We start from the raw sequence: 23,035 nt of genomic DNA on the forward strand, positions 1-23,035 counted from the left end.
GTGCTCGAACCTCAGTGGCTCGACGTCTCGGCGCCGGCCGTGCGGCTGCGCGCGTTGACTTGGGGACCCGTCGGCGCGCCGAGCGTTGTGCCTGCACGGTTTTCCTGACACCGCCTACGGGTGGCGAAAACTCGCGCCCGCCTTGGTCGATGCCGGCTGGCGCGTGGTCGCACCGTTCATGCGCGGCCATGCGCCCTCGTCGCTGCCCTCGGACGGCAGCTACCACGTCGGTGCGTACATGGATGACGCGCTTCGGGTGCTGCAGGCCGCGGGTCCGACGGGGCGTGACGTGTTCATCGGTCACGACTGGGGAGCGATCGCAGGCGCCGGACTGGCAGCGATGCCCGAGACGCCGTTCAGTAAGGCGGTGATCATGTCGGTGCCGCTCGGCGCTGCGTTCCGTCCGTTCGGCAGGTTGCCGCAGTCGGGAAGTCTTGCCGCGAAGCTGCCACGTCAGTTGCTGCTCAGCTGGTACCTCATGTACTTCCAATTGCTCTGGCTGCCAGACCGTTCCGCGTCCTGGGTGATCCCGAAGCTGTGGCGGCGATGGTCGCCGAGCTATCACGCCGCCGAGGATCTACGCTACGTCGGCGACGCGATCGGTGCGCCCGCGCGGTGGCGGGCCGCACTCGGGTACTACCGCGCCACCATCCGCGGCAGCAGGCCGCCGGCCCGCTACGCGGAACTCGGCAAGCACTGGCTGGACGCGCCGCGGCTGCCGACGCTGTATCTGCACGGCACCCACGACGGCTGCTCCGAGGACTACACGCCGTGGATCTCGCGGGTGCTCCCCGATGACAGCGAGATCGCGCTGATCGAAAACGGCGGACACTTCCTGCAGCTGGATCAGGCCGACGTGGTAGGGCGCCGCATCGTCGACTTCGTCGGGCGGGCCTGCCAGCCCGCTACTTCGCCAGCCCGGGGTGGTTGCGTGCTACCAGTCGAGTGATCAGCGCGCGTGGCAGAAGGTGATTGGCCGCCGCCGCGGTTCGGTTCGCCGCACCGGGAATGATCACGCCCTTGCCCGACGCCAACCCGTCGACCGCGGCTTTGGCCACCGTGTCCGGCTTCTTCCATAGGAACTTGGGCAGCGACTTCTCGGCTTCCTCGTCGGGGATGCCTGCCGCCTCGCCGAAGCCGGTCCTGACGGGGCCCGGGCACAGCGTCGCGGCGCTGACGCCGGTGCCGCGCAACTCTTCTCGCAGCGCGTGGGTGTACGACAGGACGAACGCCTTGGCCGCGCCGTACGACGCCTGCCCTGGCACGGGGCCGAACGCTCCGACCGACGCGACGTTCAGCACCGCGCCGCGGCCGCGCTTGACCATCTCAGGGACGAACCGGCTGCACAGGTCCACCACGGCGGCGACGTCGACCTCGACCAGGTTCAGTTCGGCCTTGGGATCGCAATTGGCGATGGCGCCGAGGGTCGCCAGTCCGGCGTTGTTGACCAGGACGTCGGCCATGACACCCAGCGCGGCCACCTGGTCGGGCAGCGTCGCGCGGTCATCGCGATCGGAGAGGTCGACCGGCAGCACGTGCGCCAGGCCGCCGAAGTCTTCCGCCAGTTCTCGCAGCCGATCGGCCCGCCGCGCGACGAGGACCAATCGGTATCCGCGGCGGGCGAATTCGCGGGCGATCTGTTCGCCGATACCCGACGACGCACCGGTCACGATCACGACGCCGTCGTCGCGCTTGGGCGGAAGCATGTGGCAGACAATAGCCTGGACCCATGATGGTCCGTCGGCTCTCGGCGGTCGATGCGCAAACATATTGGATGTCGGCCAAGATCCCCAACGATCAGTTCCTGCTCTACGCCTTCGCGGGCGTGCCTGCCAATCTGGGGCAGGCGGTGGACGGGATCCTGCGCCGGGCCCGGACCGCCGCCGAGTTGAGGATGCGGATCGAGGACCGGGGTCGCCTCACGTATCCCGCATGGGTGCGGTCGGACATCGATGCCGACCACATCGTGGTCCATGGCCAGCCCGGCGGCTGGGCCCGCTGTCTGGCCGCCGTCGCCGGGTTGGCCGAGCACCAACTCGATGCGCGCCGGATGGCGTGGCGGCTGCACGTGTTTACCTCCGTAGCAGACGTGCCCGGTGTCGGCGTCGGGACGGTCGCAGTGCTGCAGGTCGCCCATGTGCTGGGCGACGGCATCCGGTCCTCGGCCCTGGCGGCGTGGCTGTTCGGCCGCGCGGCAGAGGTGTTGGCTGTTCCCGCGCCACCGCCGTTGCGGGGCGCGGCACTGCCGTGGCGAGCCTTCACCGCGGCCATGGCGCATCGGCGACTGGTTCGTGATGTCGAAGCGGGACTGGTCCCCCCGCAAGCAGATTCGCGCCCGGCGCTGCGCAGCAATGTACGCCCCGACGGGGTGCGCAGCATCCGCACGGTGGTCCGCAACCGTGCCGCGCTGCGGGGGCCCACGATCACCGTCGGGGTGCTTTCCGCGGTGTCCACCGCGCTGTCGGCGCATTTGCGTGAACTCGGCGACGACCCCTCGGCGCTAGGCGCCGAAGTGCCGATGGCCAAGGCCGGTGTCCGCAACGCGCACAATCACTTCGGCAACGTCGGCGTCGGGCTGTATCCGGATCTCGCGGTCGACGCGCGCATCGCCAGGATCCTCGAGGACATGGCCGACCGGCGCCGAAGGGCGGCGCATCCGGCGATGCTGGCCGCGAGCCGAGCTGCCGCCTCGGTTCCCGCCCCGCTATTACGTTGGGGCGTAGCGCAATTCGACCCGATGCTGCGGTCGCCGACCGTCACCGGCAACACCGTGGTCTCCAGCGTCAATCGCGGTTCGGCTGACCTGCGTTTCGGCGGGTTGCCCGTCGCGCTGACCGCCGGTTATCCGGGATTGTCGCCGATGATGGGCCTTACGCACGGTGTGCACGGCATCGGCGACACCATCGCGGTCAGCGTGCACGCCGCCGAATCGGCGGTCGGTGACGTCGACGCCTACGTCGAGCGACTCGAGGCCGCGCTGTAGGTCCCACGCAGCGAGTCGATGCCGACGTCGAGCGCCGCTTCGAGATAACCGAGATCGCCGGTGGCCAGCATCACGCCGACTCCACCCTGAATCCCGGCAAGCATCGCGGCGGCCACCTTGTCGGCGTCCAGGTGCGGGTTGACTTTGTCTTGTGATTGCATGTACCGCACCCCGGCCGCGATCTCGTCATGCCACTTGCGCATCAGCGCTGCCGTGACCGCCTGGGCGCCCGGCGTCGTGCGGCCGATCTCCGACATCAGCACCGCGAGTGGGCAGTGTTGGCCCTGCCTGCGGTACCGGTCCACCACGGTGTCGCGCCACCGTTGCCACGCCGCCCATGACGTCAGCGCGCCCAGATGGGGCTGCTGATCCTCGAGCACCATCCGCGCCTCGTGTTCGGCGACGGCCAGCAGCAATTGCTCCTTGCCGTCAGGGAAATAGTGAAACAGTTGGCTTTTGGAGGTATGGGTGCGTGCCCGGATGTCGTCGAGCGTCGCGACGGCGACACCGTGCTCGCGGATCTCCGACGCCGCGCCCTCGATGATGCGTTGTCGGGTGGCGCGGCCCTTGGCGGTCAGTTTCTGGACTTGCAGGTCCATTTTTACGAGCGTACCAGTTGAGCCATGAATTCCACGATCAAGCGGCTGAGTGCCCGCACAGCATTGGTTACCGGTTCGACAGGCGGTCTCGGCGTGGCGATCGCCTCGGCGCTGGCGGCCCAGGGTGCGTTCGTCATCGTCAGCGGGCGCGACAAGGTGCGCGGTGATGCGGTGGTCGCAGACATCCGATCCGCCGGCGGCTCGGCCGAATTCGTCGCGGCCGACCTCGGCGCGGGGGAGCGGGAGGTGCGCCGGTTCGCCGAGGAAGCCGTCGCCGCCGCGGGCGGCCGGATCGACATCCTGGTCAACAACGCCGCGATGCTGTTGATGCCGACGCCGACCGGCGAGATTTCCGAAGGGGTGCTGCGGGATGCCTTCGCGGTGAACGTTTTTGCGCCATTCCTGCTGACTGGGCGGCTGGCGCCTGCGATGGCGCAGCGCGCTGACGGCGTGATCGTCAACGTCGGATCCATCTCAGGGTTGCGGGGCAGCGCCGGTTCGGCGATCTACTCGGCCAACAAGGCGGCGATCCACTCGTTCACTCAATCGTGGGCCGACGAGTACGGGCCGGCCGGCGTCCGGGTCAACGCCGTGGCGCCGGGACCGATCGCCACCGAACGCCAGGAGCAGTTCGCCGACCACGTCGCCCCGATGCTCGCGCACATTCCGTCGCGCCGGATGAGCACGCCCGCCGAAGTCGCGGCGGCAGTGGTTTTCCTGGCCAGCGACGACGCCGCAAACATCCACGGAACCGTGCTCGGCGTGGACGGGGGCTGGTCGGCGGCTTAACACATGGCTTAGATTTTGTTGCATGACTGACCACACGGCGATCGACACCGGACTGCTGATTCTGCGGGTGGTGCTTGGGCTGACCTTGGCCGCCCATGGCTACAACAAGTTCTTCGGCAAGGGCGGCTTGGCCGGCACCGCGGGCTGGTTCGACAGCATGGGCATGAAGCCGGGCATGTTCCATGCCCGGGTCGCGGCGACTGCGGAGATGTCGTCGGGCATCGGGTTGGCGGTGGGGCTGTTGACACCGATTCCGGCCGCGGGGTTCGTCGCGCTGATGTTCGTCGCCGCGTGGACCGTGCACCGGCCCAACGGGTTCTTCATCGTCAAGGAGGGCTGGGAGTACAACCTGATCCTGGCGGCCTCGGCGGTGGCGGTGGCCACGATCGGGGCAGGCAAGTTCAGCCTGGACTACGCGTTGTTCTCCACCGCGGGGTTCTACGACTACTTGCATGGGTGGTGGGGTCTGCTGATCTCGGTGGTGCTCGGTCTGGTCGGCGGCATCGGCCAACTCGCCATCTTCTGGCGACCGCCCGCGAAAGTCGAAGCCTGACACCGCAAGTCACGCGAGTGCAGGTGACCGATCACCGGTCACCTGCATCCGTCGGGTCGAGTTAGCGGCTGTTCTTGCCGAGCAGGCTGTTCAGCAGGCCCGAAACCGCCCTGCCAGTCTGGGTCAGTGCGTACGAGCCCGCCCGGCCGGTCTGCGTCAATGCGTACGAGCCCGCCCGGCCCGCCTGCACGCTGTAGTAGGTACCCGCGTGGCCAACCTGATGGTTCAAGAAGGTGCCAAGGTGTCCGAGCTGATGGTTGTAGTACGTGCCGGCATGACCGATCTGTTGGTCGATGGTTTCCCCAGGTGCAGCCGACGCCGTACCTGCGCCCGTCAGCGCGATACCGCCGGACACGATCGCCGTTCCGCACACCAGAGCGGCCCTGGAGAGCAGTCGGTTCACCCCGCCTTTACGTTGCATGGCAATATCCCCTTTTCCTGTCCGCACTTCCGCCCAGCAAATGATTCTGTCGGGCGCGAATGAGGGTTAACCATCCTGATCGCCGTTGAAACCGTGATTCTTCAAAAACTTCATCGGTTTGCCGCGGCCGACACTTTTACCAGCGAGTCTTGGGTACAGGGCCACAGGTGGGTTAACCACGTGAGGTACGAGCGGCTGTGCTCTGGCCGCATAGCATGGCGAATGCACGAGGGACGAATGGCATCCAGTTAACGAGCCAAGTGTCGTGATTTGCCGTTCGTGGTTAAGTCGTTGGATTGGCGTCGTCGGGGGTTTGTCCGGGACAACACACTGGTTGCTGTCACGACGTCGCCACGCAGAAATGTGCGCCCTGCACCAGCGCCAAGGTGGTCGTTGGCCAAAGCTATTCCACTCGGCTAGAACACGTTCTAGTCTCATCCGACATGGGGTTTCTGAGGCAGGACGCGCCCGTCGTCGACTACCAGGAATGGCACAAGGGCACCCGCGCCGAGAAGATCGTGCCGATGGCTCGGCACTGGGCCGAGGTGGGCTTCGGCACCCCGGTCGTGCTGCACCTGTTCTACGTCGTCAAGATCCTGCTCTACGTACTGGTGGGCTGGCTGTTCGCGCTCGCCACCAAGGGCATCGACGGCTTCACCAATGTCGGCCAGTGGTACGCCGAGCCGATCGTGTTCGAGAAGGTCGTGCTCTACACCATGCTGTTCGAGGTGATCGGCCTTGGCTGCGGATTCGGCCCGCTGAACAACCGGTTCTTCCCGCCAATGGGCTCCATCCTGTACTGGCTGCGCCCCAACACGATTCGGCTGCCACCCTGGCCCACCCGGGTGCCGCTGACAAAGGGCACCACCCGAACGCCTTTCGACGCGCTGCTCTACGGGGCGCTGGTCGTCGTGCTCGTGATCACGCTGCTGTCCGATGGCACCGGGCCGCTGCCCGCGCTGGACACGACGGTCGGCGTGCTGCCGATGTGGCAGATCTGGACGGTCCTCGGCCTGCTCGCCGTGCTCGGACTGCGCGACAAGGTCATCTTCTTGGCCGCACGCGGTGAGGTGTACGCGTCGTTCACGGTGGCGTTCCTGTTCGCCGGCTACGGCGTGGACATGATCATCGCCGCCAAGCTGGTGTGCCTGGTCATCTGGCTGGGTGCCGCGACGTCGAAGCTCAACAAGCACTTCCCGTTCGTGATCTCGACGATGATGAGCAACAACCCGGTGTTCCGGCCGCGGTTCATCAAGCGCAAATTCTTCGAGCACTTCCCGGACGACCTTCGGCCAGGGTGGCTGTCGCGGTGGCTGGCGCACTTCAGCACCGCGATCGAGGGGCTGGTGCCGCTGGTGTTGTTCTTCTCCCATGGCGGCTGGCCGACGGCGATCGCTGCGTTCGTGATGCTGTGCTTCCACTTCGGCATCCTGTCGTCGATCCCGATGGGTGTGCCGCTGGAGTGGAACGTCTTCATGATGTTCTCCGTGCTGGCGCTGTTCGTCGGCCATGCCGAAGTCGGCGTGAGCGATATGACGACACCGCTGCCGGTGCTGCTGTTCGCCGTTGTCGCGGGCACGGTCGTGGTGGGAAACCTGTTCCCGCGCAAGGTGTCCTTCCTGCCAGGCATGCGGTATTACGCGGGCAACTGGGACACCGGTCTGTGGTGCGTCAAGCCGTCGGCCGCGGAGAAGATCGAGAAGCACATCGTGTCGATCGCGAGCATGCCGCAGGCGCAGATGGAGCGGTACTACGGCAGCCCGGAGACCGCGCAGATGTACCTGTATATGGGATATGCGTTCCGCGCCTTCAACACTCACGGCCGCGCGATGTTCACACTCGCCCACCGGGCCATGGCGGGTCAGAACGAGGACGACTATGTACTGACCGACGGTGAGCGGATCTGCTCGACGGCGATCGGCTGGAATTTCGGCGACGGTCACATGCACAACGAGCAACTGATCGAGGCCCTGCACGAGCGGTGCCAGTTCGAGCCGGGCGAGGTCCGCATCGTGTTGATCGACGCGCAGCCCATCCACAAACAGCGGCAGGAGTACCGGCTCGTCGACGCGGCCACTGGCGAATTCGAGAGCGGCTATGTCAAAGTCGCCGACATGGTGACCCGCCAACCGTGGGACGACACCGTGCCGGTGCACGTGTACAGGAGCGACCACGTCTCGGCATCCTGAGCCGGTATCGGTGTGGTTCGACGGGACCGGGCAGGTTCAGAGCGACCTCGGGCCCGTCGACAGGAACTGCGTGGTGCGAGTGATCGGCGGGCACTGTCCGGACCGTCACCAGTGTGTGCTGCTGTACCGCGAGCCGGGACCGCGGTTGTTGTACGGCAGCGATCTGATGTCGGAACTCGACGACGAACGCGGCCTGTACTTCGAGACGCACGCCAAACACTTTGGCGACGACTTGATTTCGACTTCCGTCGACCATGTCGGTGCCGACGGTCGTCCCGGTAGTTGGCGCTACCGGCTGTTGCCGATGCGGTGGAAGACCGAGGACGGGTTCGTGGAGACGTCGACCCGATTGGCGGTGTGGCCGGACTAGCAGCCGAGACTGCGCACAGATCGCGATTGCGCCGCGAAACGCGATCTCCCCGCAGTCTCGGCGAAGAGGTGTGTGGTGGCTAGGCGTCAGCCCATCACGTCGCGGACCTTCACGGTCTCCAACCCCTCCAACAGCAGGCTGCGTGCGACGTCGAGGTGCTTGCGCCAATGCGCCTCGGCGGCCTCACCGTCGCCCGACCGCAACAACTTCATCAACCGCCCGTAGGACCGCATCAGCTTGTCGTAGTCCGCCTTCGACACCGGTCGGCGTTCCTTGAACAGAAACGCGGTGTGCCGCACGGTGATCTCGTGCAGCATGCCTGCGATGATCGCCAGGGTCGCGTTGCCCGACAGTTCCACCATGCGACGGTGGAAATCGCCCGTGGTTTCGGCCAGCCTGCCCGACTGCCATCCCGTCGGGATGTGTTCGGCAAGCATCTTGTCCAGTTCCTCGAACGCCTCGGGCGTGCCGGACTCCGCGAGCAGGCGGGCCGCCATCGGCTCGATGCCCGCCTGGGCCACCATGACGTCGGCGATGGTCGCACCGGTCAGTTCGAGCAGCAGACCGGCGGGGCGTGCGACGATCTCCGCGCCGGGCACCCGCACGCGGGCCCCGGTACGCGAGCCCCGTCGCACCTCGACCAGCCGCTCCGATTCGAGCACCCGCACCGCTTCCCGCAGCGTCGGACGGCTGACGCCGAAATGGGCCATCAGCTCTGCCTCGTTCGGCAGGAAGTCGCCGTCCTTGAGTTGCCCGTCGACAACCATGCGGCGCAGCGTGCCCGCGACCAGCTCGGCAGTCTTCGGCGAGCGGACGGTGGCCCCGGCACCGACGCCGTCCGGCCCGATCATGGGCGCCAGCGGTGTGCTTCGCGTCACAACTTCTCCCAAAACAGTGGCCCCCGAGCTATGCAACTCAGTAAACCATGTCGGGGGACGTGGACCGGCTACCAGCCTACCAACCAGCAGGTTGACCTAGTAAACCTTGTTGATCTACCTTCGGGGAAACACCGCTATTCAAAGGAGAAGTGTCATGGCTGAAGCCGTCATCGTCGAGGCTGTGCGCTCGCCGGTTGGCAAGCGCAACGGCGGACTGTCCGGTGTCCATCCCGGCGAATTGTCCGCGCAGGTGCTCAACGGCCTCGTCGAGCGCACCGGCATCGATCCCGCGATCGTCGACGACGTCATCTGGGGTTGCGTCATGCAGGCAGGCGAGCAGGCGCTCGACATCGCTCGCACGGCCGTGCTGGCTGCCGGGTGGCCCGAGAGCGTGCCCGGTGTGACCGTCGACCGCCAATGCGGGTCGAGCCAGCAGTCCATCCACTTCGCCGCCGCGGGCGTGGTCGCCGGCCACTACGACGTCGTCGTCGCCGGCGGTGTGGAGTCGATGTCGCGCACCCCGATGGGTTCCTCGCTGGCCAACGGCGGACATCCCTACCCGGAGGCGTTCCGCAACCGCTACAGCCAGACCCCAAACCAGGGCATCGGCGCCGAGATGATCGCCGAGCAGTGGGGCTTCGACCGGACCGCCGTTGACTCGTTCTCACTCGGATCCCACGAGAAGGCGGCGGCAGCACAGGACTCCGGTGCGTTCGACGACCAGATCGTCGCCATCAAGGTGAAGGACGAGGAAGTAACAAGCACAGTGCTCAAGGACGAGGGCATCCGCCGCGGCACCACCATCGAGAAGATGGGTGAGCTGAAGCCTGCGTTCAAGGAGGGCGGCGTGATCCACGCAGGCAACTCGTCGCAGATCTCCGACGGTTCGGCCGCGATCCTGTTCATGTCGGCGGAGAAGGCGAAGTCGTTGGGCCTCAAGCCGCTTGCCAAGGTGCACACCGCGGTGCTGGCCGGCGCCGATCCGGTCATCATGCTGACCGCACCGATCCCGGCAACCCAGAAGGCGCTGAAGAAGTCGGGCCTGAGCCTCGACGAGATCGGCGTGTTCGAGGTCAATGAGGCGTTCGCCCCGGTGCCGCTGGCGTGGCTGAAGGACATCGGCGCCGACGAGAAGAAGCTCAACCCGAACGGCGGCGCGATCGCGCTCGGCCACCCGCTCGGCGGTTCCGGCGCGCGCATCATGACCACGATGCTGTACCACATGCGGGACAAGGGAATTCAGTACGGCCTGCAGACGATGTGTGAAGGCGGTGGCCAGGCCAACGCCACCATCATCGAGCTGTTGTGAGGGTTTGAGGTGTCCGACTCCTCACCGATCGTCGTCGGACGAGATGTTGTGGCCCCCGCCGCTCTGACCGAGCGGCGGGGCAACGTACTCATCATCACGATCAATCGGCCAGAAGCCCGCAACGCCGTCAACAGCGCGGTGAGCACCGCTGTCGGTGACGCACTGCAGGCCGCGCAGGAGGACCCCGAGGTACGCGCGGTGGTGATCACGGGTGCCGGTGAATCGTTCTGTGCTGGAGCTGATCTCAAGGCGATATCGCGTCGGGAGAACCTGTTCCATCCGGATCACCCGGAGTGGGGGTTCGCGGGCTGTGTGCACCACTACATCGACAAGCCCACCATCGCGGCCGTCAACGGGACGGCTCTGGGCGGCGGCAGTGAACTCGCGCTGGCGAGCGACCTGGTGGTGGCAGAGGAAGGCGCGAAGTTCGGACTGCCCGAGGTCAAGCGCGGGCTGATCGCCGCCGCAGGCGGCGTGTTCCGGATCGTCGACCACCTGCCACGCAAGGTTGCGATGGAGTTGATCTTCACCGGTGAGCCGATGTCATCGGCCGACGCGCTGAAGTGGGGACTGATCAACCGGGTGGTGCCCGACGGCACTGCCGTGGAGGCCGCCCTCGCGCTCGCCGAGCGCATCACATGCAATGCGCCGCTTGCGGTCTGGGCCAGCAAGCGGGTGGCCATGGGCGTCGACGACGGGGTGATCGTTGGCGACGAGCCCGGTTGGGCGAGGACCATGCGTGAAATCGGCACGTTGATTCGTTCCGAGGATGCCAAGGAAGGGCCGCTGGCGTTTGCCGAGAAGCGTGAACCAGTATGGAAGGCAAAGTAAATGAAGCGTCTGGTATTCGAGGCCGAACACGAGCAGCTGCGCGAGACCGCGCGGCAGTTCCTGGAAAGGGAGTGCGCGCCGCACGTCGAGAAGTGGGAGAGCGAACGTCTGGTCGACCGCGAATCCTATCTGGCCGCAGGTAAATACGGGCTGATCGGCTTCAACATGCCCGAGGAGTACGGCGGCGGTGGCGTCGACGACTTCCGGTTCAACGCGGTGATCGTCGAGGAATTCGCGAAGTTCGGCCCCGCGACGCCCGGCCTGAGCCTGCAGAACGACATCGTCGGCCCGTATTTCGCGTCGCTGGCCACCGACGAGCAGAAGGAGCGGTGGCTGCCGGGTTACATCACCGGTGAACTGATCGGTGCGATCGCGATGACCGAGCCCGGCGCGGGCAGCGACCTGGCGGGCATCAAAACCACGGCGGTGCGTGACGGCGACGACTGGATCCTCAACGGCTCCAAGACATTCATCTCGGCGGGCATCAACAGCGACCTGGTGATCGTCGTCGCGCGGACCGATCCGGAAGCCGGGCACAAGGGCTTTTCGCTACTGGTCGTGGAGCGCGGGATGGAGGGCTTCGAACGCGGACGCAAGCTCGACAAGATGGGTCTGCACGCCGCGGACACCGCGGAGTTGCATTTCGAGAACGTTCGTGTGCCAGGCAACAACATCCTCGGCGACGTGGGCAAGGGCTTCTACCACCTGATGCACAACTTGCCATCCGAACGGTTGTCGATCGCGATTGCCGCGATCGCGGGTGCGCGTGAAACCTGGCGCGAGACATTGCAATACGTCAAGGATCGCAAGGCGTTCGGACAGCCCATCGGTAGCTTCCAGCACAACCGGTTCCTGATGGCCGAGATGGACACCGAACTCGAGATCGCCGAGCAGTACATCGACCGGTGCCTACGCGCCGCCGTCGACAAGGAGCTCACCGCGGTGCAGGCGTCGAAGGCCAAGTGGTGGTGCACCGAGCTGGGCAAGCGCGTCGTCGACAACTGCGTTCAGCTGCATGGCGGGTACGGCTACATGAACGAGTACAAGGTGGCCCGCGACTACGTCGACGTGCGAATCCAGACCATCTTCGGCGGCACGACCGAGATCATGAAGGAGATCATCGGCCGCGACTTGGGACTCTAGCCGGCTCGGCCGGCGTGGCCTTTAGTCGGCGTGGGCAGCGGCGTTGCCGAGAAGACGTCGTCAGGGTCCCATCGACGCTTGAGCGCAACCAACCGGTCACCGTTGGGCCCGTAGGACGCCTCGGCTTGGCCTGCCTGGCCGGGACCGATGAGGTTCGGATAGCCGCCCGGCAGCGCAAAGGGAGCGAGCGCCTGGTAGGCCGTATGTATCCAGCGGCGGTGGTCGGTGCCGTCTTCGGTGCCATGCCACGCGGCAAGGAGTTCGACCACATGGTGTGGTTCGCGTCGGCCAAACGCGGTGTGTGTCACCGGCACTCTTGTGGCGGCCCCATGGAAATGGTGGACGACGACGCCGCTGAACGGCGATGTCCGAGTGTCGCCGGCGCGGATGATGGCCTGCACTGCACCCTGGTTGAGCGTTGCCACTGTCCTGGTACGCATCTCGCAGTGTCTGCCCCACTCGATGAACGGATCGAGCAGACGTAGCTGGCCGCTGTACGGCATCTCAGCAATCTGTACATCGAGCGCCGTACCCAGACTCTGTAATCTGTCGATCCAGTCGGATCCCGTGGATGCGACTCCCGCCCATGTCGGCAAGACGTAGACGACAGGAGTACCGTCCGGTCCTGACACGACGCCGATCTGGGCGGTGAGTTCATCCGGCATCTGCGGAACGACTGCGGCGTAGCGTCGCATGACCTCGGCCGCCTGCCGCCACGGGAACAGCATCACGCCCGTCGTCACCGACGAGACGGGATGCAATCGCACCTCCATCGCGGTCACGACGCCGAAGTTGCCGCCACCTCCCTGAAGCGCCCACAGTAGATCGGGCTCGCTGCGGCTGCTGACCCGGACCGTGCGGCCATCGCCGAGTACCACTTCCGCGGCGACCAGATTGTCCAGGGCCAGGCCCGCCACCCCGTTGAGCGGGCCGTAGCCACCCGCGAGCGTCAGACCCACCATGCCGACCTCGCCTACCATGCCGGTGGCGGCAGCAAGGCCGTGTGGTTCGGCTGCGGCAATGACATCGGCGGCCGTTGCGCCGCCGGCTACCGTCGCTATCCCCGCGGCGCCGTCGACGATCACCGAACGCATCCGCGACATGTCGATGACCACGCCGGCCTCGACCAGACATCGACCGGCCCAGTCGTGGCCGCCACCGCGCACCGCAATCGGTAACTGGCGTGCGCGGGCATAGCGCACTACCCTTGCCACTTCCTGAGGTGACGTCGGCTGCACCACGATCGCGGGTTGCCGCTTCACGGCACCGTTCCACACTCGCGTGGCGCCGTCGAAACCCGGCGTGCCAGGGTGGTGGATTCTGGCGGACGCGATATCTCCCAGTGTCATGCCGTCAGCACGCAGCGACGATTGTTTGTTCGGCATTCCAGGTCCCTTCAACGAATCTTGAGTCGTTCGACTGGGCCCGACAGGGCCGCTTTGACCTCGCGGGTGAAGTCGTCGACCAGGACTTCGTTTTGGTCATTCTCGAGTCCGTCGAGGATGGTGGCGGCCGCGGCCGCTGGGGCGATCTTGTCGACGTCCAAAGTACGGACCATGTCGGTGTCGATGTAGCCGGCGTGAACGCCCGTCACCAACGTGTTCTGCCGAGCCAGTTCCAAGCGGAGTGAGTTGGTCGCCGCCCACAGAGCGGCCTTCGAGTCACCGTAGGCGCCCTTACCCGCCAACCATGACATGACCGAGAGAATGTTCACGAGGGCTCCGCCGCCGTTACGCGCCAGGACTGGTGCGAACGCGCGAGCGACCGCGACCGCGCCGAAGTAGTTCGTCTCGAACACCCGACGGACATCACGCATATCGCTGTTCAACGGTGACGGCCGCCCGCCGCTGATTCCGGCGTTGTTGATGACTATGTTTGCTTCTGATGCTCTTATTGCCAGTGCCGCAATCGACTTCGCGCGAGTCACATCCAGTGCCACATTGATCACTCGTGGATGCTGACTCCCCGCGGGCTCGCGCGCAGTAGCGTAAACCAGGAATGCGCCGCGCTTGATCAACTCGTCAACCAACGCCTTACCTAGTCCACGCTGACCGCCCGTCACTACGGCCGTCGATCCGTGTACCTTCATGGCCGGGTTCTCGTTCTCGCGTCGTAGGTTTTCCTTTTCTCGTGCGCAGCAACATCATCGGCGATCTCTCTCGCAAGTGGCCGAGACTGCTGACCGGCGATTCCCAGTGCCGTCGGGCCGAGTTGATAGCCGATGAACCACAACCCGCGAGCGGCGGGTTCTGGTGCCATGGCTCGCGGTGCACCGCTGTCGTCGAGCACGTCGAGGTTGCCCACCAGCGGTTCGAGTCCGGTTCGATAGCCTGTCGCTGCGATCAACACCTCTGGTTCCAGCTGTGTCCCGTCCACGAGCGAGACGGTCGCGGTCTCGATGGCGGCTACATTGCTGACGATCGTGATCTGGCCACGCCTGATCGCATGAACTACTTCCTTATCGACGATCGACGGGGAGATGGCGCGTTGATGCGCGGCAGCGAAAGGGCCCATGGGCGGTATCGGCAAGCCGACATCGGCAAGATCACCCACTGTGAGCAGTCGCAGCGTTCGTAGGATGGCGTCCGCAGCGGTTGGGCGTAGCCGAAAAAGGGGGCGTAGCAGCACGTCCCCGGGGACGACGCCAAACAGACTGCGCAACAAAATGTTCGGCGGGGTACGCACAGCCAGCCATACCCTCGCCGCACCGCCTCGGGCGAGGTCATGCGCGATGTCCATGCCCGAAGCCCCCGATCCGACGACCAATACCCGCTTGCCGGCGTACGGCTTCGGGCTGCGATATGTCGACGAGTGAAGGAAATCACCGGTGTAGGTGTCAAGCCCGGACCATCTCGGCAGCACCGGGATTTGGGCCCGACCCGTCGCAATCACCACATGGCGCGCATCCACAAGACCGTTGGAGGTCTGCAGCCGCCAGTCGCCGCCGAGGAGGGGGTCCAACCGCTCCACCGAGGTGTTCAACGAAAGCCGGATGGCGGGGGCCTGCGCATGCAGCTCGTAGTAGTCAGCAGCCTGCTCGCGGCTGGGGAACATCGGCGTGTGCTTCGGATAGGGACGACCGGGAAGGCGCGAAAACCACTTGTTCGTATCGAGTTTCAAGCAGTCGTAGCGGTTCCGCCACGATGAAGCAAGCTCGCTTGCCCTGTCGATGAGCAATGAGCTCACCCCCAATTCGCACAGGCTCGCGGCTGCGGCGATACCGGCGGGTCCTGCGCCGATGATGACTACGGGTTCTCGGTCCGGGGCTTTCTCGTCTACGCGGTTCACACACGCGTAAACACCAGAAGGACGAAGTTATTCAGTCCCGAAGGATGCGGTTTATCTGTTCGCGGGACTCCACGTTGAGCTTGCGGAAGATGTTGCGCAAATGCCATGCGATCGTGTTGCGCGAGACAAACATCAGCTCGGCGATCTCCCGGTTCGACAATCCGGTTGCCGCAAGTTCGGCAATCCGGAGCTCGGTCGGCGTGAGCGCCTCCACGCCGGTGACGGCCGCCCTTCGTGGCCGCCCACCTGCTGCGGCCAGCTCCTCACGCAGCGACGCTTCGACTCCGATGGCACCGCCTCGATGGGCAAGATCAACCCCCGCTTGAAGGTGTCGTCGGGCTTCTACTCGTTGCCCCGCCCGTCGAAGTGCACCCCCAAGTGCGCCTTGGGTGCGGGCCAGCTCCAGTCGTGCTTCGGTAACCTCGAGAACATCGAGTGCCGTGCGCAGCGTCTCGATTGCTTCATTGCCTGTCTCGGTGACCGCCCGGCGGCGCAGCGCTATCCCGATGGCGATCGGCGCCTCGAATAGCTCCGCCAGTGCAAGCTCTTCCGCAATCAGGTTTCGCGCCCCTGCGCTGTCCCCGGTGAAGTGGGCGATCAGCCCGGCGAGGGAACGCCAGGGGAAGGCAGCGGGGTTGATCGGCCCGTAGTGGGCGACGGATTCAGCGGCAGCCTGTACGTCCCGGCGCGCCGCGTCGAGACTGCGGACCCGCAGGTGTACGCGAGCTTTGGCCAAGCGAAGCAGAGCGCTGATGCCGTGTGCCGCCGACACGGGCAGTTCCTGATCCGCGCGCTGAATGAGGTGGACCGCATCGTCTAGTTCAGCTCGCTCGACCATGCACTGCAGTTGGATGGCCACCGCCCTCTGCCGGTGTGCATGCCAGCGCCAGTCCAGACCATCCAAGGCAGTTTGTGCGTCGGCGGCAGCCTCGGTAACCCAGCCCCTTGCCAAGAAGACGAGTGCTCGTGCGTAGCTCGCCTCGACGTGCGCCAACAGCGCGCCTCGCTCCCGTGCATCGCGTACCGCGGCATCGGCGGCGTCCTGCGCGTCGGTCAGCCTGCCGGCATACACCAGCGCCTGTATGGCGAGGTCTACGCTGGGGCCCTGCGACGTCTGCTCGGCAAGCAAGGCACCGTTGCCAAGGGCCCGCATCGCCAGGTCGCCGGCCCAACGCACCGGCGGCACGGACACCGCCTCCTGCAGCGACTTGACCGCGAGCACAACCCGAGTTCCCGGGCCGTCCGCGAGATCTTCGGGTCTGATGATTTCGCGTTGCATGCGTTGCGACGGTGCGGTGATGAAGAACTCGGCACTGGCCGCCGCGCCCTGGAAGCGCAATCTCGCCTGAGTGCCGTCGTCGGTGAGGGTTGCGCCGCGGCGGAATGCCCGGCTCGCCTCAGCGAACCGGCCGATCGCGTACAGAGTCTGGCCCAGCGAGTACAGCGCATCCGCCCGTTCGCTCGGATCTGTCACCGTGTCCAACGCTTGTGCGAAACGGTCAAGCGACGTCGGCTCGCCGGCTGCGGCCTCGGCCAGGCCAAGCTCGATGAACAGCCTTGGTGGCATCGGTTCGGCGACGCAGGCATCAATCGCGCGTCGTAGGTAACGAATTGCCGCAGCGGGTGCGCCCTTGCGAGCAGCGGCACGTCCCGCGTCGTACAGTGCGTCAACGGCCCACGACTCGTTGATGGCACCCGACTTCATCAGATGCTCGGCGACGGCCTCGGGCGGAAATCGGCGATCTGCAAGGAGTTTGGCTGATCGCGAGTGAAGCACAAGTCGCTCCGCGGGATCGAGCACGCTGTACGTCGCGGTCCTGGTTATGCCGTTCGCGAACAGGATCGGACTGGCCGAAGCAAGGATATTCGCTTCGACCAGTTCTGCGACCGCCACAAGGCCGGCGTCGTGGTCGAGATCGGTCAACGGAATGACGTCGCGCAGTTCTGCCTCTGACGCCAGAACGGCAGCCGCCTTTGACAGTTCACGCGCCGCAGGACTCAACCGGGTCAATCGCCGAACGACATACCGGCGCAGTGATTCTGGCGTGGTGATCGACACATCTTCACCGGCGCGGATGGCGTCGGCGACCGCGACGACAAACAGCGGGTTGCCTCCCGTTTCCCGGTGCACCGTCTCGACGAGCTCATCGTCAACCTGGGTCCCAGGAAGAGTGGCCGCAAGCAGTTCCGCCACAGCGGCCTGGCTGAGTACCCCCGGTCGAAGAGGCGGCACTGTAGCCGCTTGCCACAGCTCCCCGATGAATTCCGATTCTGCGCCTTGGTCACCCGACCGGATCGCCACGACGACGACGACGGCGAGGTCGTCGAGGCGCTGGGTCAGATAGGCCAGGAAGCGCAGCGTGAAGTCGTCGGCAAACGAGACGTCGTCAACCAAGATCGCCAGCGGCCGCTGTTCGGCGAAGTTGAGGGTCAGCCAGTACAACCCATAGATGATCGCGAACTCGTCAGTTGCGGTGTCCGCCTGCTCGAAAAGTGGTTTCGCGAACGCCGCGGGCCCGCGCGTCAGCTCGTCACCCAAGGTGTTTGACCCGCGAACCAAGCACGGTTCGAATAGGGTACGTGCGACTCCGAACGGATAGTCACGGGTCAGCTCACTGCAGCGGGCGCGGAGCACGCCGAAGCCCAGCGTCGAAGCCGCCGCGGCGCATTCGTCGAGCAGTCGCGACTTGCCGACACCGCTGGGCCCCTCGATAACGCACACCTGGCCCTGGCCGTCCTTGGCTGTCGCCAGCAACGCGGAAAGCTGGTTCAGCTCGGCCGCGCGTTCAAGGGGTTCCGCCAGGCCCATCACGCACAGCATAAACCCCGCATGTCGCCCATTAATCCCCTTACGGGCAGGTGGTGTGCCGAAAACCACGCGTTCCTACTGTCGGTCCTATGCCCCAGTCGAACCCTATTTCACCAGTTCAGAATGCCGTTCGTGGCGACCGATCGATGTCGCCACTCGACACGCCACCAGCAGACGCGTCCTCGGCCGCGGTAGTCATGGGCCGTCTCCGTGGCACAACATCGACCAGCGTGACCGCGCCGCTGCCGGGTGCAGACGCCGCCGCGAGGCTGGCTCGCCGCCCGCAAGCCGACGTTTCAGCAACACGCAACCGACCGATATTCGACCAGGCGATTGAAAACGAGACGGAGTTGAGCGCCCGTTTTGAGCGGGACGTGGTGCCGCTCATTCCCCATCTGTACGGCGGCGCGCGGCGGATGACGGCATCACGGGCCGACGCAGAGGACTTGGTGCAGGACACGCTACTGAAGGCCTACGCCCGCTTCGGGACATTTCGCCGCGGGACATATCTGAGGGCGTGGCTTTTCCGCATCATGTACAACACCTGGGTCAACGGCTATCGCCACGTCCAGCGCCGCCCGTTGGAGATCCTCAGCGGTGACATCAGCGAGAACCCCTCAGCGAGCCGCGGCCGCCCTGCATCGTTCGGTTCGATCAGTTTGCGTTCGGCAGAAGTGCAGGTGCTGATTGGGTTGCGAGACAGACAGATTGCTGCGGCGGTGGACAAGCTCCACGAGGATCTGCGCAATGTCCTCTACTACGCATGCGTGGACGGACTGCGTTACAGGGACATCGCTGAGTTGATGGATATCCCGCTCGGCACTGTGATGTCGCGGCTTCACCGTGCGCGCAAGCAACTTCGCACCGAACTTGCCGATGTGGCCGAGGAGTGCGGACTGGCCCGCACACAGAGTGGCGCGGAGGCGGTTTAGCCGATGGCGAGGCGCTTACGAGCCGAGGAGAGCAGCTGCATAGTCACGGGTGCAGGGTCGGGCATCGGCCGGGCGCTGGCTGCCGAATTCGCCGCTAACGGAGCCAGAGTAGTGGTCGGTGACATCGATGCAACGGCGGCACATGAGACCGCTGAACGAATACGCCAACACGGGCATGTTGCAACGTCCGTACAAGCTGATGCCAGTTCGACGTCGGACATATCCATGCTGATTGATTTGGCTCGCAACAGGTTTGGCTCAGTGGATGCATACGTGGCAAATGCCGGCGTGCTCGGACCCCCCGGTCTCGGGCGAGGCGATAGCGACTGGGAGCAAGCGCTGGCCGTCAACGTCTGCGCACACGTCCGAGCCGCCGCGCTGTTGATCCCGGACTGGCTCCGAAGGGGCGGCGGTTACTTCGTCAGCATCGCGTCCGCCGCGGGGCTGTTGACACACCTCGGTGGTGCCGCATACGCCACCACCAAGCATGCCGCAGTCGGCTTCGCGGAGTGGCTTGCAATCACCTACGGTGACCAAGGGATCGGCGTGAGCTGCGTATGCCCGATGGGCGTCGACACGCCGCTGCTGCGCACGACCAGCCAATCATCAGATCCCGCAGAGCAACTGGCAGCAAGGTCCATCCTCAGCGCTGCACCGGTCATGTCGGCGGAACAGGTGGCGAAAACGACGCTCAACGCCTGCAGGCAAGGGCGCTTCATGGTTTTGCCTCACCCCCAAGTGCAAGAGAGGTTTCGAGACAAGAGCCGTGGCCACGATCGCTGGATAGAGGCGATGCGCAGGTACCAAACCTCCCTGAAACCGAAGACTAGTGACTGACTTCAAGGAGCAAACCGTGCCACCAACCCGATTACTGGTCATCCTGTTGTGGGCCGTTCTCGGCGTCACTTTCACGAGCACGATTCTGTGGGTTTCCCTACTGGCGCTGCCGCTCGAGCCGCTACCAAAGACGGCTGAGTGCCCACTTGTGGCGCTGGCTCCGATGGCGCGCAAATCGGACGTGGACGAAGCTGTGCCACTTCCGCTGGTCTGCGCGGCAAGGGACGTCTGATGGAAATCAGAAGCGAATCCGATCAGCATGCTGCCAAGACCATACGCGCGCTCCGTCGGACGTTCGCGGTGCTGATTGTCGCGGTCGGCGAATTGGCGTTCGTGTATTTGGCGCCGCCGGGAACTTGCGATGATCCTGATCGCACACATGAGCACTGTGCCGACTCCGGTCCCCGACAAGCACCGACATCTCCCAGCGCTAGCCAAATGCGGTCGAGTCAAAGCACATCTGCGTCATCACCCGACGTGCCCGCGCAACGACCAAATTACTGAAATGGAGGAAGGGCATGTGTGGGATCACTGGCTGGTTGGCTTATTCACGAGATCTGCGTCGGGAAGGAACGACTATCGACGCGATGACGGCGACAATGGCGTGTCGCGGGCCGGACGCAGGGGCCACGTGGTGTGACGACGACGTGGCGTTGGGACATCGCCGACTGGCCGTCATCGACCTCGCAGGCGGTGCGCAACCCATGTCGATATCCACAACCCATGGCGAGGTAGTAATGGCCTACAGCGGAGAGACATACAACTACAGGGAGTTGCGAGAACGATTGAGGCGCGCCGGGCATCGGTTCACCACGGCCAGTGACACGGAAGTGGTGTTGCGTGGTTACCTGCAGTGGGGGGATGCGGTGGCCAGACGGCTGAACGGAATGTTCGCATTCGCGATTTGGGATGCCCGCGAACGCAAACTGGTGATGGTTCGCGACCGGATGGGGATCAAGCCACTTTACTTCTACCGCACATTCGACGGTGTGCTGTTCGGCTCGGAGCCGAAGGCGATCCTCACCAATCCACTTGCACAGCGAGTAGTGGACGCCGACGGTCTTCGCGAGATGCTCACCGCCGTCAAGACTCCGAAGCATGCCGTGTGGAAGGGCATGCAAGAGGTCGAGCCGGGCACCATCGTCACGGTTGACGAACGGGGGACCCGCGAGCGTACATACTGGCGGTTGGAGTCCAAACTGCATACGGGCGACCGAGATTCGACAATCGCGCGGGTCCGCGAGCTTCTCGAAGACACCGTTCGCCGACAACTCGTCGCGGATGTTCCCGAGTGCGTCCTGTTATCCGGAGGTCTAGATTCGAGCACCATAACGGCGTTGTCGGCATTTGAACTACCGGTCCCTATCCGCACTTTTGCCCTTGACTTCGTCGATCAAACGGAGAACTTCACGCCTGATCCGATGCGGCCGACCATGGACACCCCGTATGTGCGCGACGTGGCCGCGCACGTCCATTCATCACACACCGACATCGTGCTCGATCACAACGCGTTGGCAGACATGGAGATTCGGCGGGAAGTCATCAGAGCGCGCGACTTGCCGCTGGGACTCGGGGAGATGGACGCCTCCTTGTATTTGCTGTTCAAGGCGATTCGCCGAGAGTCGACGGTTGCGCTCTCCGGTGAATCTGCTGATGAGATCTTCGGCGGGTATCGGCAGTTTCACGACCCAGTGGTGCAACAGACAGATGCATTCCCATGGATCGCCATCGGCGGCGCGCCGTTCGGCGCGACCGGCAAAATGCTCTCTCCGGCAGTGCGTTCGGTGCTGAACCTGGACTGCTACATGAAAGATCGCTACATCGAGGCAGTGGATGAGGTCACCAGACTTGACGAGGAGGACGACTTCACCCACCGGATGCGGGTGATGAGCTATCTGCACCTGACACGTTTTGTCCGAATCCTGTTGGACCGCAAGGATCGAATGAGTATGGCAGTCGGTCTGGAGGTGCGGGTGCCGTTCTGCGACCATCGCCTCGTCGAGTACGTGTACAACACTCCCTGGTCACTGAAGACTTTCGACGGCCGTGAGAAAAGCCTGCTTCGCGCTGCCGCTTGTGACCTTCTGCCCCAGTCGGTGCTGGGGCGGGTCAAAAGCCAATACCCGTCAACCGCGTCGCCGCAATACGGTCTGGCGATTCAAGCGCACGCGAAGGAAGCCATGCACACCGCCGACGATTCATTTCTCGGCCTGATCGACCTGGCCGAACTGGAACGCCTTGTCACGCTGGATCCGCAGCGCCTCCAACCGATCGAAAGGGCCCGCTTGGAGTGGGTACTGAACCTGTGGGTGTGGCTCGACGTGTACCGGCCGACGATCGTCTACTGAGCCAGGCCTCTAGCCGGCAGGCGGGGGAGCGGCCGACGTCGTCGTGGTCGTTGTCGTCGTGCTCGTCGCGCTGGTGCCGGTCGGCGTGATCGGCTCGGGCGCCGTCGCGGGGTCGAGCACCTGGTCGATGATGTAGATCCGCGCGTTGTCCGCCTGGATGCCGCCGCACACGACCTTGGCGGCGTCGTTGATCTTGATGTCGCCGCCCTTGCCCGTCACCTTGACCTCCGCGCCCTCCTGCGAGGGCCGCTGGCCGTGCAGGTCGTCGGGGCCGAGCAGGCCGAGGAACACGTGGTAGTAGTCGAGCCTGCCAAGCGCCGCGGGGTCGGCCTTGATCGCGTCCAGCTGACCCGGGTCCATGGCGGCGAATGCATCGTTAGTCGGCGCGTAGACGACGTACGGGCCGTTCTCCAGCACCGGGATGATGTTGATCGCCGGGTTGGCCGCACCGGAGACCAGCGCGTTGAACGTCGAGATGTTCGGGATGCTGGCCAGCACCTTGCCGACCGGCTGGGTGTCGAAGCTCTTCCAGTTGGGCAGCGCGGTCTTGAATGCGTCGCATCCCGGCCCCTGCGGATCAGGCACCTGGTTCAACGAGCTGGGGTCCGCCGGCGGGTCGGCGTACGCCTTGCCTGCCACCGGTGCGTTGAGTGCGAACGGCACCGATGCCACGATCGCGGCGATTCCGGCCGCGGCTCCCAATCCCTTGCTGGCGCGAGTCTTCAATGTCGGCTCCTTCGTCAGGTCGCATCGCAT

General features: G+C 65.1%; 21 protein-coding genes and 1 pseudogene. 13 read left to right on the forward strand and 9 right to left on the reverse strand.

All coding sequences use genetic code 11. The features are described from left to right. A pseudogene (locus tag ACGFK1_RS10335) lies at positions 1-949 on the forward strand (alpha/beta fold hydrolase). Here ACGFK1_RS10335 and ACGFK1_RS10340 read toward each other — a convergent pair. Next, the gene (locus ACGFK1_RS10340) at positions 906-1,706 is read right to left on the reverse strand and encodes an SDR family NAD(P)-dependent oxidoreductase (protein ID WP_393428163.1); all 801 of its coding nucleotides are present in this window, start codon (positions 1,704-1,706) and stop codon (positions 906-908) included. The pseudogene ACGFK1_RS10335 and the gene ACGFK1_RS10340 sit on opposite strands and share 44 nt — an antisense overlap. A 23-nt stretch (positions 1,707-1,729) precedes the next feature. Here ACGFK1_RS10340 and ACGFK1_RS10345 point away from each other — a divergent pair, with 23 nt between their 5' ends. Beyond that, positions 1,730-2,983 (forward strand): WS/DGAT domain-containing protein, encoded by a 1,254-nt coding sequence (locus ACGFK1_RS10345; protein ID WP_393428164.1) that lies wholly within the window; start codon positions 1,730-1,732, stop codon positions 2,981-2,983. On the opposite strand, the gene ACGFK1_RS10350 is transcribed toward ACGFK1_RS10345, so the two are convergent. Beyond that, complete coding sequence (locus tag ACGFK1_RS10350; protein ID WP_393428165.1) at positions 2,953-3,582, reverse strand: TetR/AcrR family transcriptional regulator; 630 nt, start codon at positions 3,580-3,582, stop codon at positions 2,953-2,955. The genes ACGFK1_RS10345 and ACGFK1_RS10350 overlap by 31 nt on opposite strands. A 24-nt stretch (positions 3,583-3,606) precedes the next feature. Here ACGFK1_RS10350 and ACGFK1_RS10355 point away from each other — a divergent pair, with 24 nt between their 5' ends. Together ACGFK1_RS10355 and ACGFK1_RS10360 are read left to right on the forward strand one after the other, a co-directional pair. After that, positions 3,607-4,371, forward strand: a complete 765-nt coding sequence (locus ACGFK1_RS10355; RefSeq protein ID WP_393428166.1) for an SDR family NAD(P)-dependent oxidoreductase — start codon at positions 3,607-3,609, stop codon at positions 4,369-4,371. A gap of 22 nt (positions 4,372-4,393) precedes the next feature. Next, positions 4,394-4,924 carry a DoxX family protein gene (locus ACGFK1_RS10360; protein WP_393428167.1) on the forward strand — a complete coding sequence of 177 codons (531 nt, stop codon included), beginning with the start codon at positions 4,394-4,396 and terminating at the stop codon, positions 4,922-4,924. Between the two features lie 61 nt (positions 4,925-4,985). Here the strand turns inward: ACGFK1_RS10360 and ACGFK1_RS10365 are convergent, their stop codons facing one another. After that, positions 4,986-5,345, reverse strand: a complete 360-nt coding sequence (locus ACGFK1_RS10365; RefSeq protein WP_393428168.1) for a hypothetical protein — start codon at positions 5,343-5,345, stop codon at positions 4,986-4,988. Between the two features lie 443 nt (positions 5,346-5,788). Between ACGFK1_RS10365 and ACGFK1_RS10370 the strand changes: the two genes are divergently transcribed. Both ACGFK1_RS10370 and ACGFK1_RS10375 read left to right on the forward strand, forming a co-directional pair. Beyond that, complete coding sequence (locus ACGFK1_RS10370) at positions 5,789-7,534, forward strand: DUF3556 domain-containing protein (protein WP_393428169.1); 1,746 nt, start codon at positions 5,789-5,791, stop codon at positions 7,532-7,534. Positions 7,535-7,544: 10 nt separating this feature from the next. After that, positions 7,545-7,904 carry a hypothetical protein gene (locus tag ACGFK1_RS10375; protein WP_393428170.1) on the forward strand — a complete coding sequence of 120 codons (360 nt, stop codon included), beginning with the start codon at positions 7,545-7,547 and terminating at the stop codon, positions 7,902-7,904. An 86-nt stretch (positions 7,905-7,990) separates the two neighbouring features. On the opposite strand, the gene ACGFK1_RS10380 is transcribed toward ACGFK1_RS10375, so the two are convergent. Then, a complete protein-coding gene (locus ACGFK1_RS10380; RefSeq protein WP_393428171.1) occupies positions 7,991-8,782 on the reverse strand; it encodes a FadR/GntR family transcriptional regulator in 792 nt (263 codons plus the stop codon). A gap of 154 nt (positions 8,783-8,936) precedes the next feature. Between ACGFK1_RS10380 and ACGFK1_RS10385 the strand changes: the two genes are divergently transcribed. Genes ACGFK1_RS10385 through ACGFK1_RS10395 form a run of 3 tightly spaced genes read left to right on the forward strand, consistent with a single transcriptional unit; the run spans position 8,937 to position 12,065 of the window. Then, positions 8,937-10,091, forward strand: coding sequence for a thiolase family protein (locus ACGFK1_RS10385; protein WP_393428172.1), 1,155 nt, complete (start codon positions 8,937-8,939; stop codon positions 10,089-10,091). Positions 10,092-10,100: 9 nt separating this feature from the next. Continuing rightward, positions 10,101-10,922 (forward strand): crotonase/enoyl-CoA hydratase family protein, encoded by an 822-nt coding sequence (locus tag ACGFK1_RS10390; protein ID WP_393428173.1) that lies wholly within the window; start codon positions 10,101-10,103, stop codon positions 10,920-10,922. After that, positions 10,923-12,065: an acyl-CoA dehydrogenase family protein gene (locus tag ACGFK1_RS10395; protein WP_393428174.1), complete on the forward strand. Its 1,143-nt coding sequence runs from the start codon at positions 10,923-10,925 to the stop codon at positions 12,063-12,065. On the opposite strand, the gene ACGFK1_RS10400 is transcribed toward ACGFK1_RS10395, so the two are convergent. Genes ACGFK1_RS10400 through ACGFK1_RS10415 form a run of 4 tightly spaced genes read right to left on the reverse strand, consistent with a single transcriptional unit; the run spans position 12,062 to position 18,162 of the window. Further along, positions 12,062-13,450 carry an FAD-binding oxidoreductase gene (locus tag ACGFK1_RS10400; RefSeq protein ID WP_393428175.1) on the reverse strand — a complete coding sequence of 463 codons (1,389 nt, stop codon included), beginning with the start codon at positions 13,448-13,450 and terminating at the stop codon, positions 12,062-12,064. The genes ACGFK1_RS10395 and ACGFK1_RS10400 overlap by 4 nt on opposite strands. An 11-nt stretch (positions 13,451-13,461) precedes the next feature. Continuing rightward, the gene (locus ACGFK1_RS10405; RefSeq protein WP_393428176.1) at positions 13,462-14,154 is read right to left on the reverse strand and encodes an SDR family oxidoreductase; all 693 of its coding nucleotides are present in this window, start codon (positions 14,152-14,154) and stop codon (positions 13,462-13,464) included. Next, entirely contained in the window at positions 14,151-15,353 is a 1,203-nt protein-coding gene (locus ACGFK1_RS10410; RefSeq protein ID WP_393428177.1) for a flavin-containing monooxygenase, read from the reverse strand. The genes ACGFK1_RS10405 and ACGFK1_RS10410 overlap by 4 nt, the downstream gene beginning before the upstream one ends. Before the next feature lie 31 nt (positions 15,354-15,384). Beyond that, entirely contained in the window at positions 15,385-18,162 is a 2,778-nt protein-coding gene (locus tag ACGFK1_RS10415) for an AAA family ATPase (RefSeq protein WP_393428178.1), read from the reverse strand. A gap of 230 nt (positions 18,163-18,392) precedes the next feature. Here ACGFK1_RS10415 and ACGFK1_RS10420 point away from each other — a divergent pair, with 230 nt between their 5' ends. The 4 genes from ACGFK1_RS10420 to asnB all read left to right on the forward strand — a co-directional run bounded on the left by ACGFK1_RS10420 (position 18,393) and on the right by asnB (position 22,279). Then, a complete protein-coding gene (locus tag ACGFK1_RS10420) occupies positions 18,393-19,094 on the forward strand; it encodes a sigma-70 family RNA polymerase sigma factor (protein WP_393428179.1) in 702 nt (233 codons plus the stop codon). Positions 19,095-19,097: 3 nt separating this feature from the next. Further along, complete coding sequence (locus ACGFK1_RS10425) at positions 19,098-19,931, forward strand: SDR family oxidoreductase (protein ID WP_393428180.1); 834 nt, start codon at positions 19,098-19,100, stop codon at positions 19,929-19,931. A 16-nt stretch (positions 19,932-19,947) separates the two neighbouring features. Continuing rightward, positions 19,948-20,163, forward strand: coding sequence for a hypothetical protein (locus ACGFK1_RS10430; RefSeq protein WP_393428181.1), 216 nt, complete (start codon positions 19,948-19,950; stop codon positions 20,161-20,163). Between the two features lie 286 nt (positions 20,164-20,449). Beyond that, entirely contained in the window at positions 20,450-22,279 is a 1,830-nt protein-coding gene (asnB, locus tag ACGFK1_RS10435; RefSeq protein ID WP_393428182.1) for an asparagine synthase (glutamine-hydrolyzing), read from the forward strand. Positions 22,280-22,288: 9 nt separating this feature from the next. Here the strand turns inward: asnB and ACGFK1_RS10440 are convergent, their stop codons facing one another. Continuing rightward, complete coding sequence (locus tag ACGFK1_RS10440; RefSeq protein ID WP_393428183.1) at positions 22,289-23,005, reverse strand: fasciclin domain-containing protein; 717 nt, start codon at positions 23,003-23,005, stop codon at positions 22,289-22,291. Positions 23,006-23,035: the final 30 nt, after the last annotated feature.

This window comes from Mycobacterium sp. NPDC048908 (assembly GCF_043197955.1).
Classification (GTDB): Bacteria; Actinomycetota; Actinomycetes; order Mycobacteriales; family Mycobacteriaceae; genus Mycobacterium.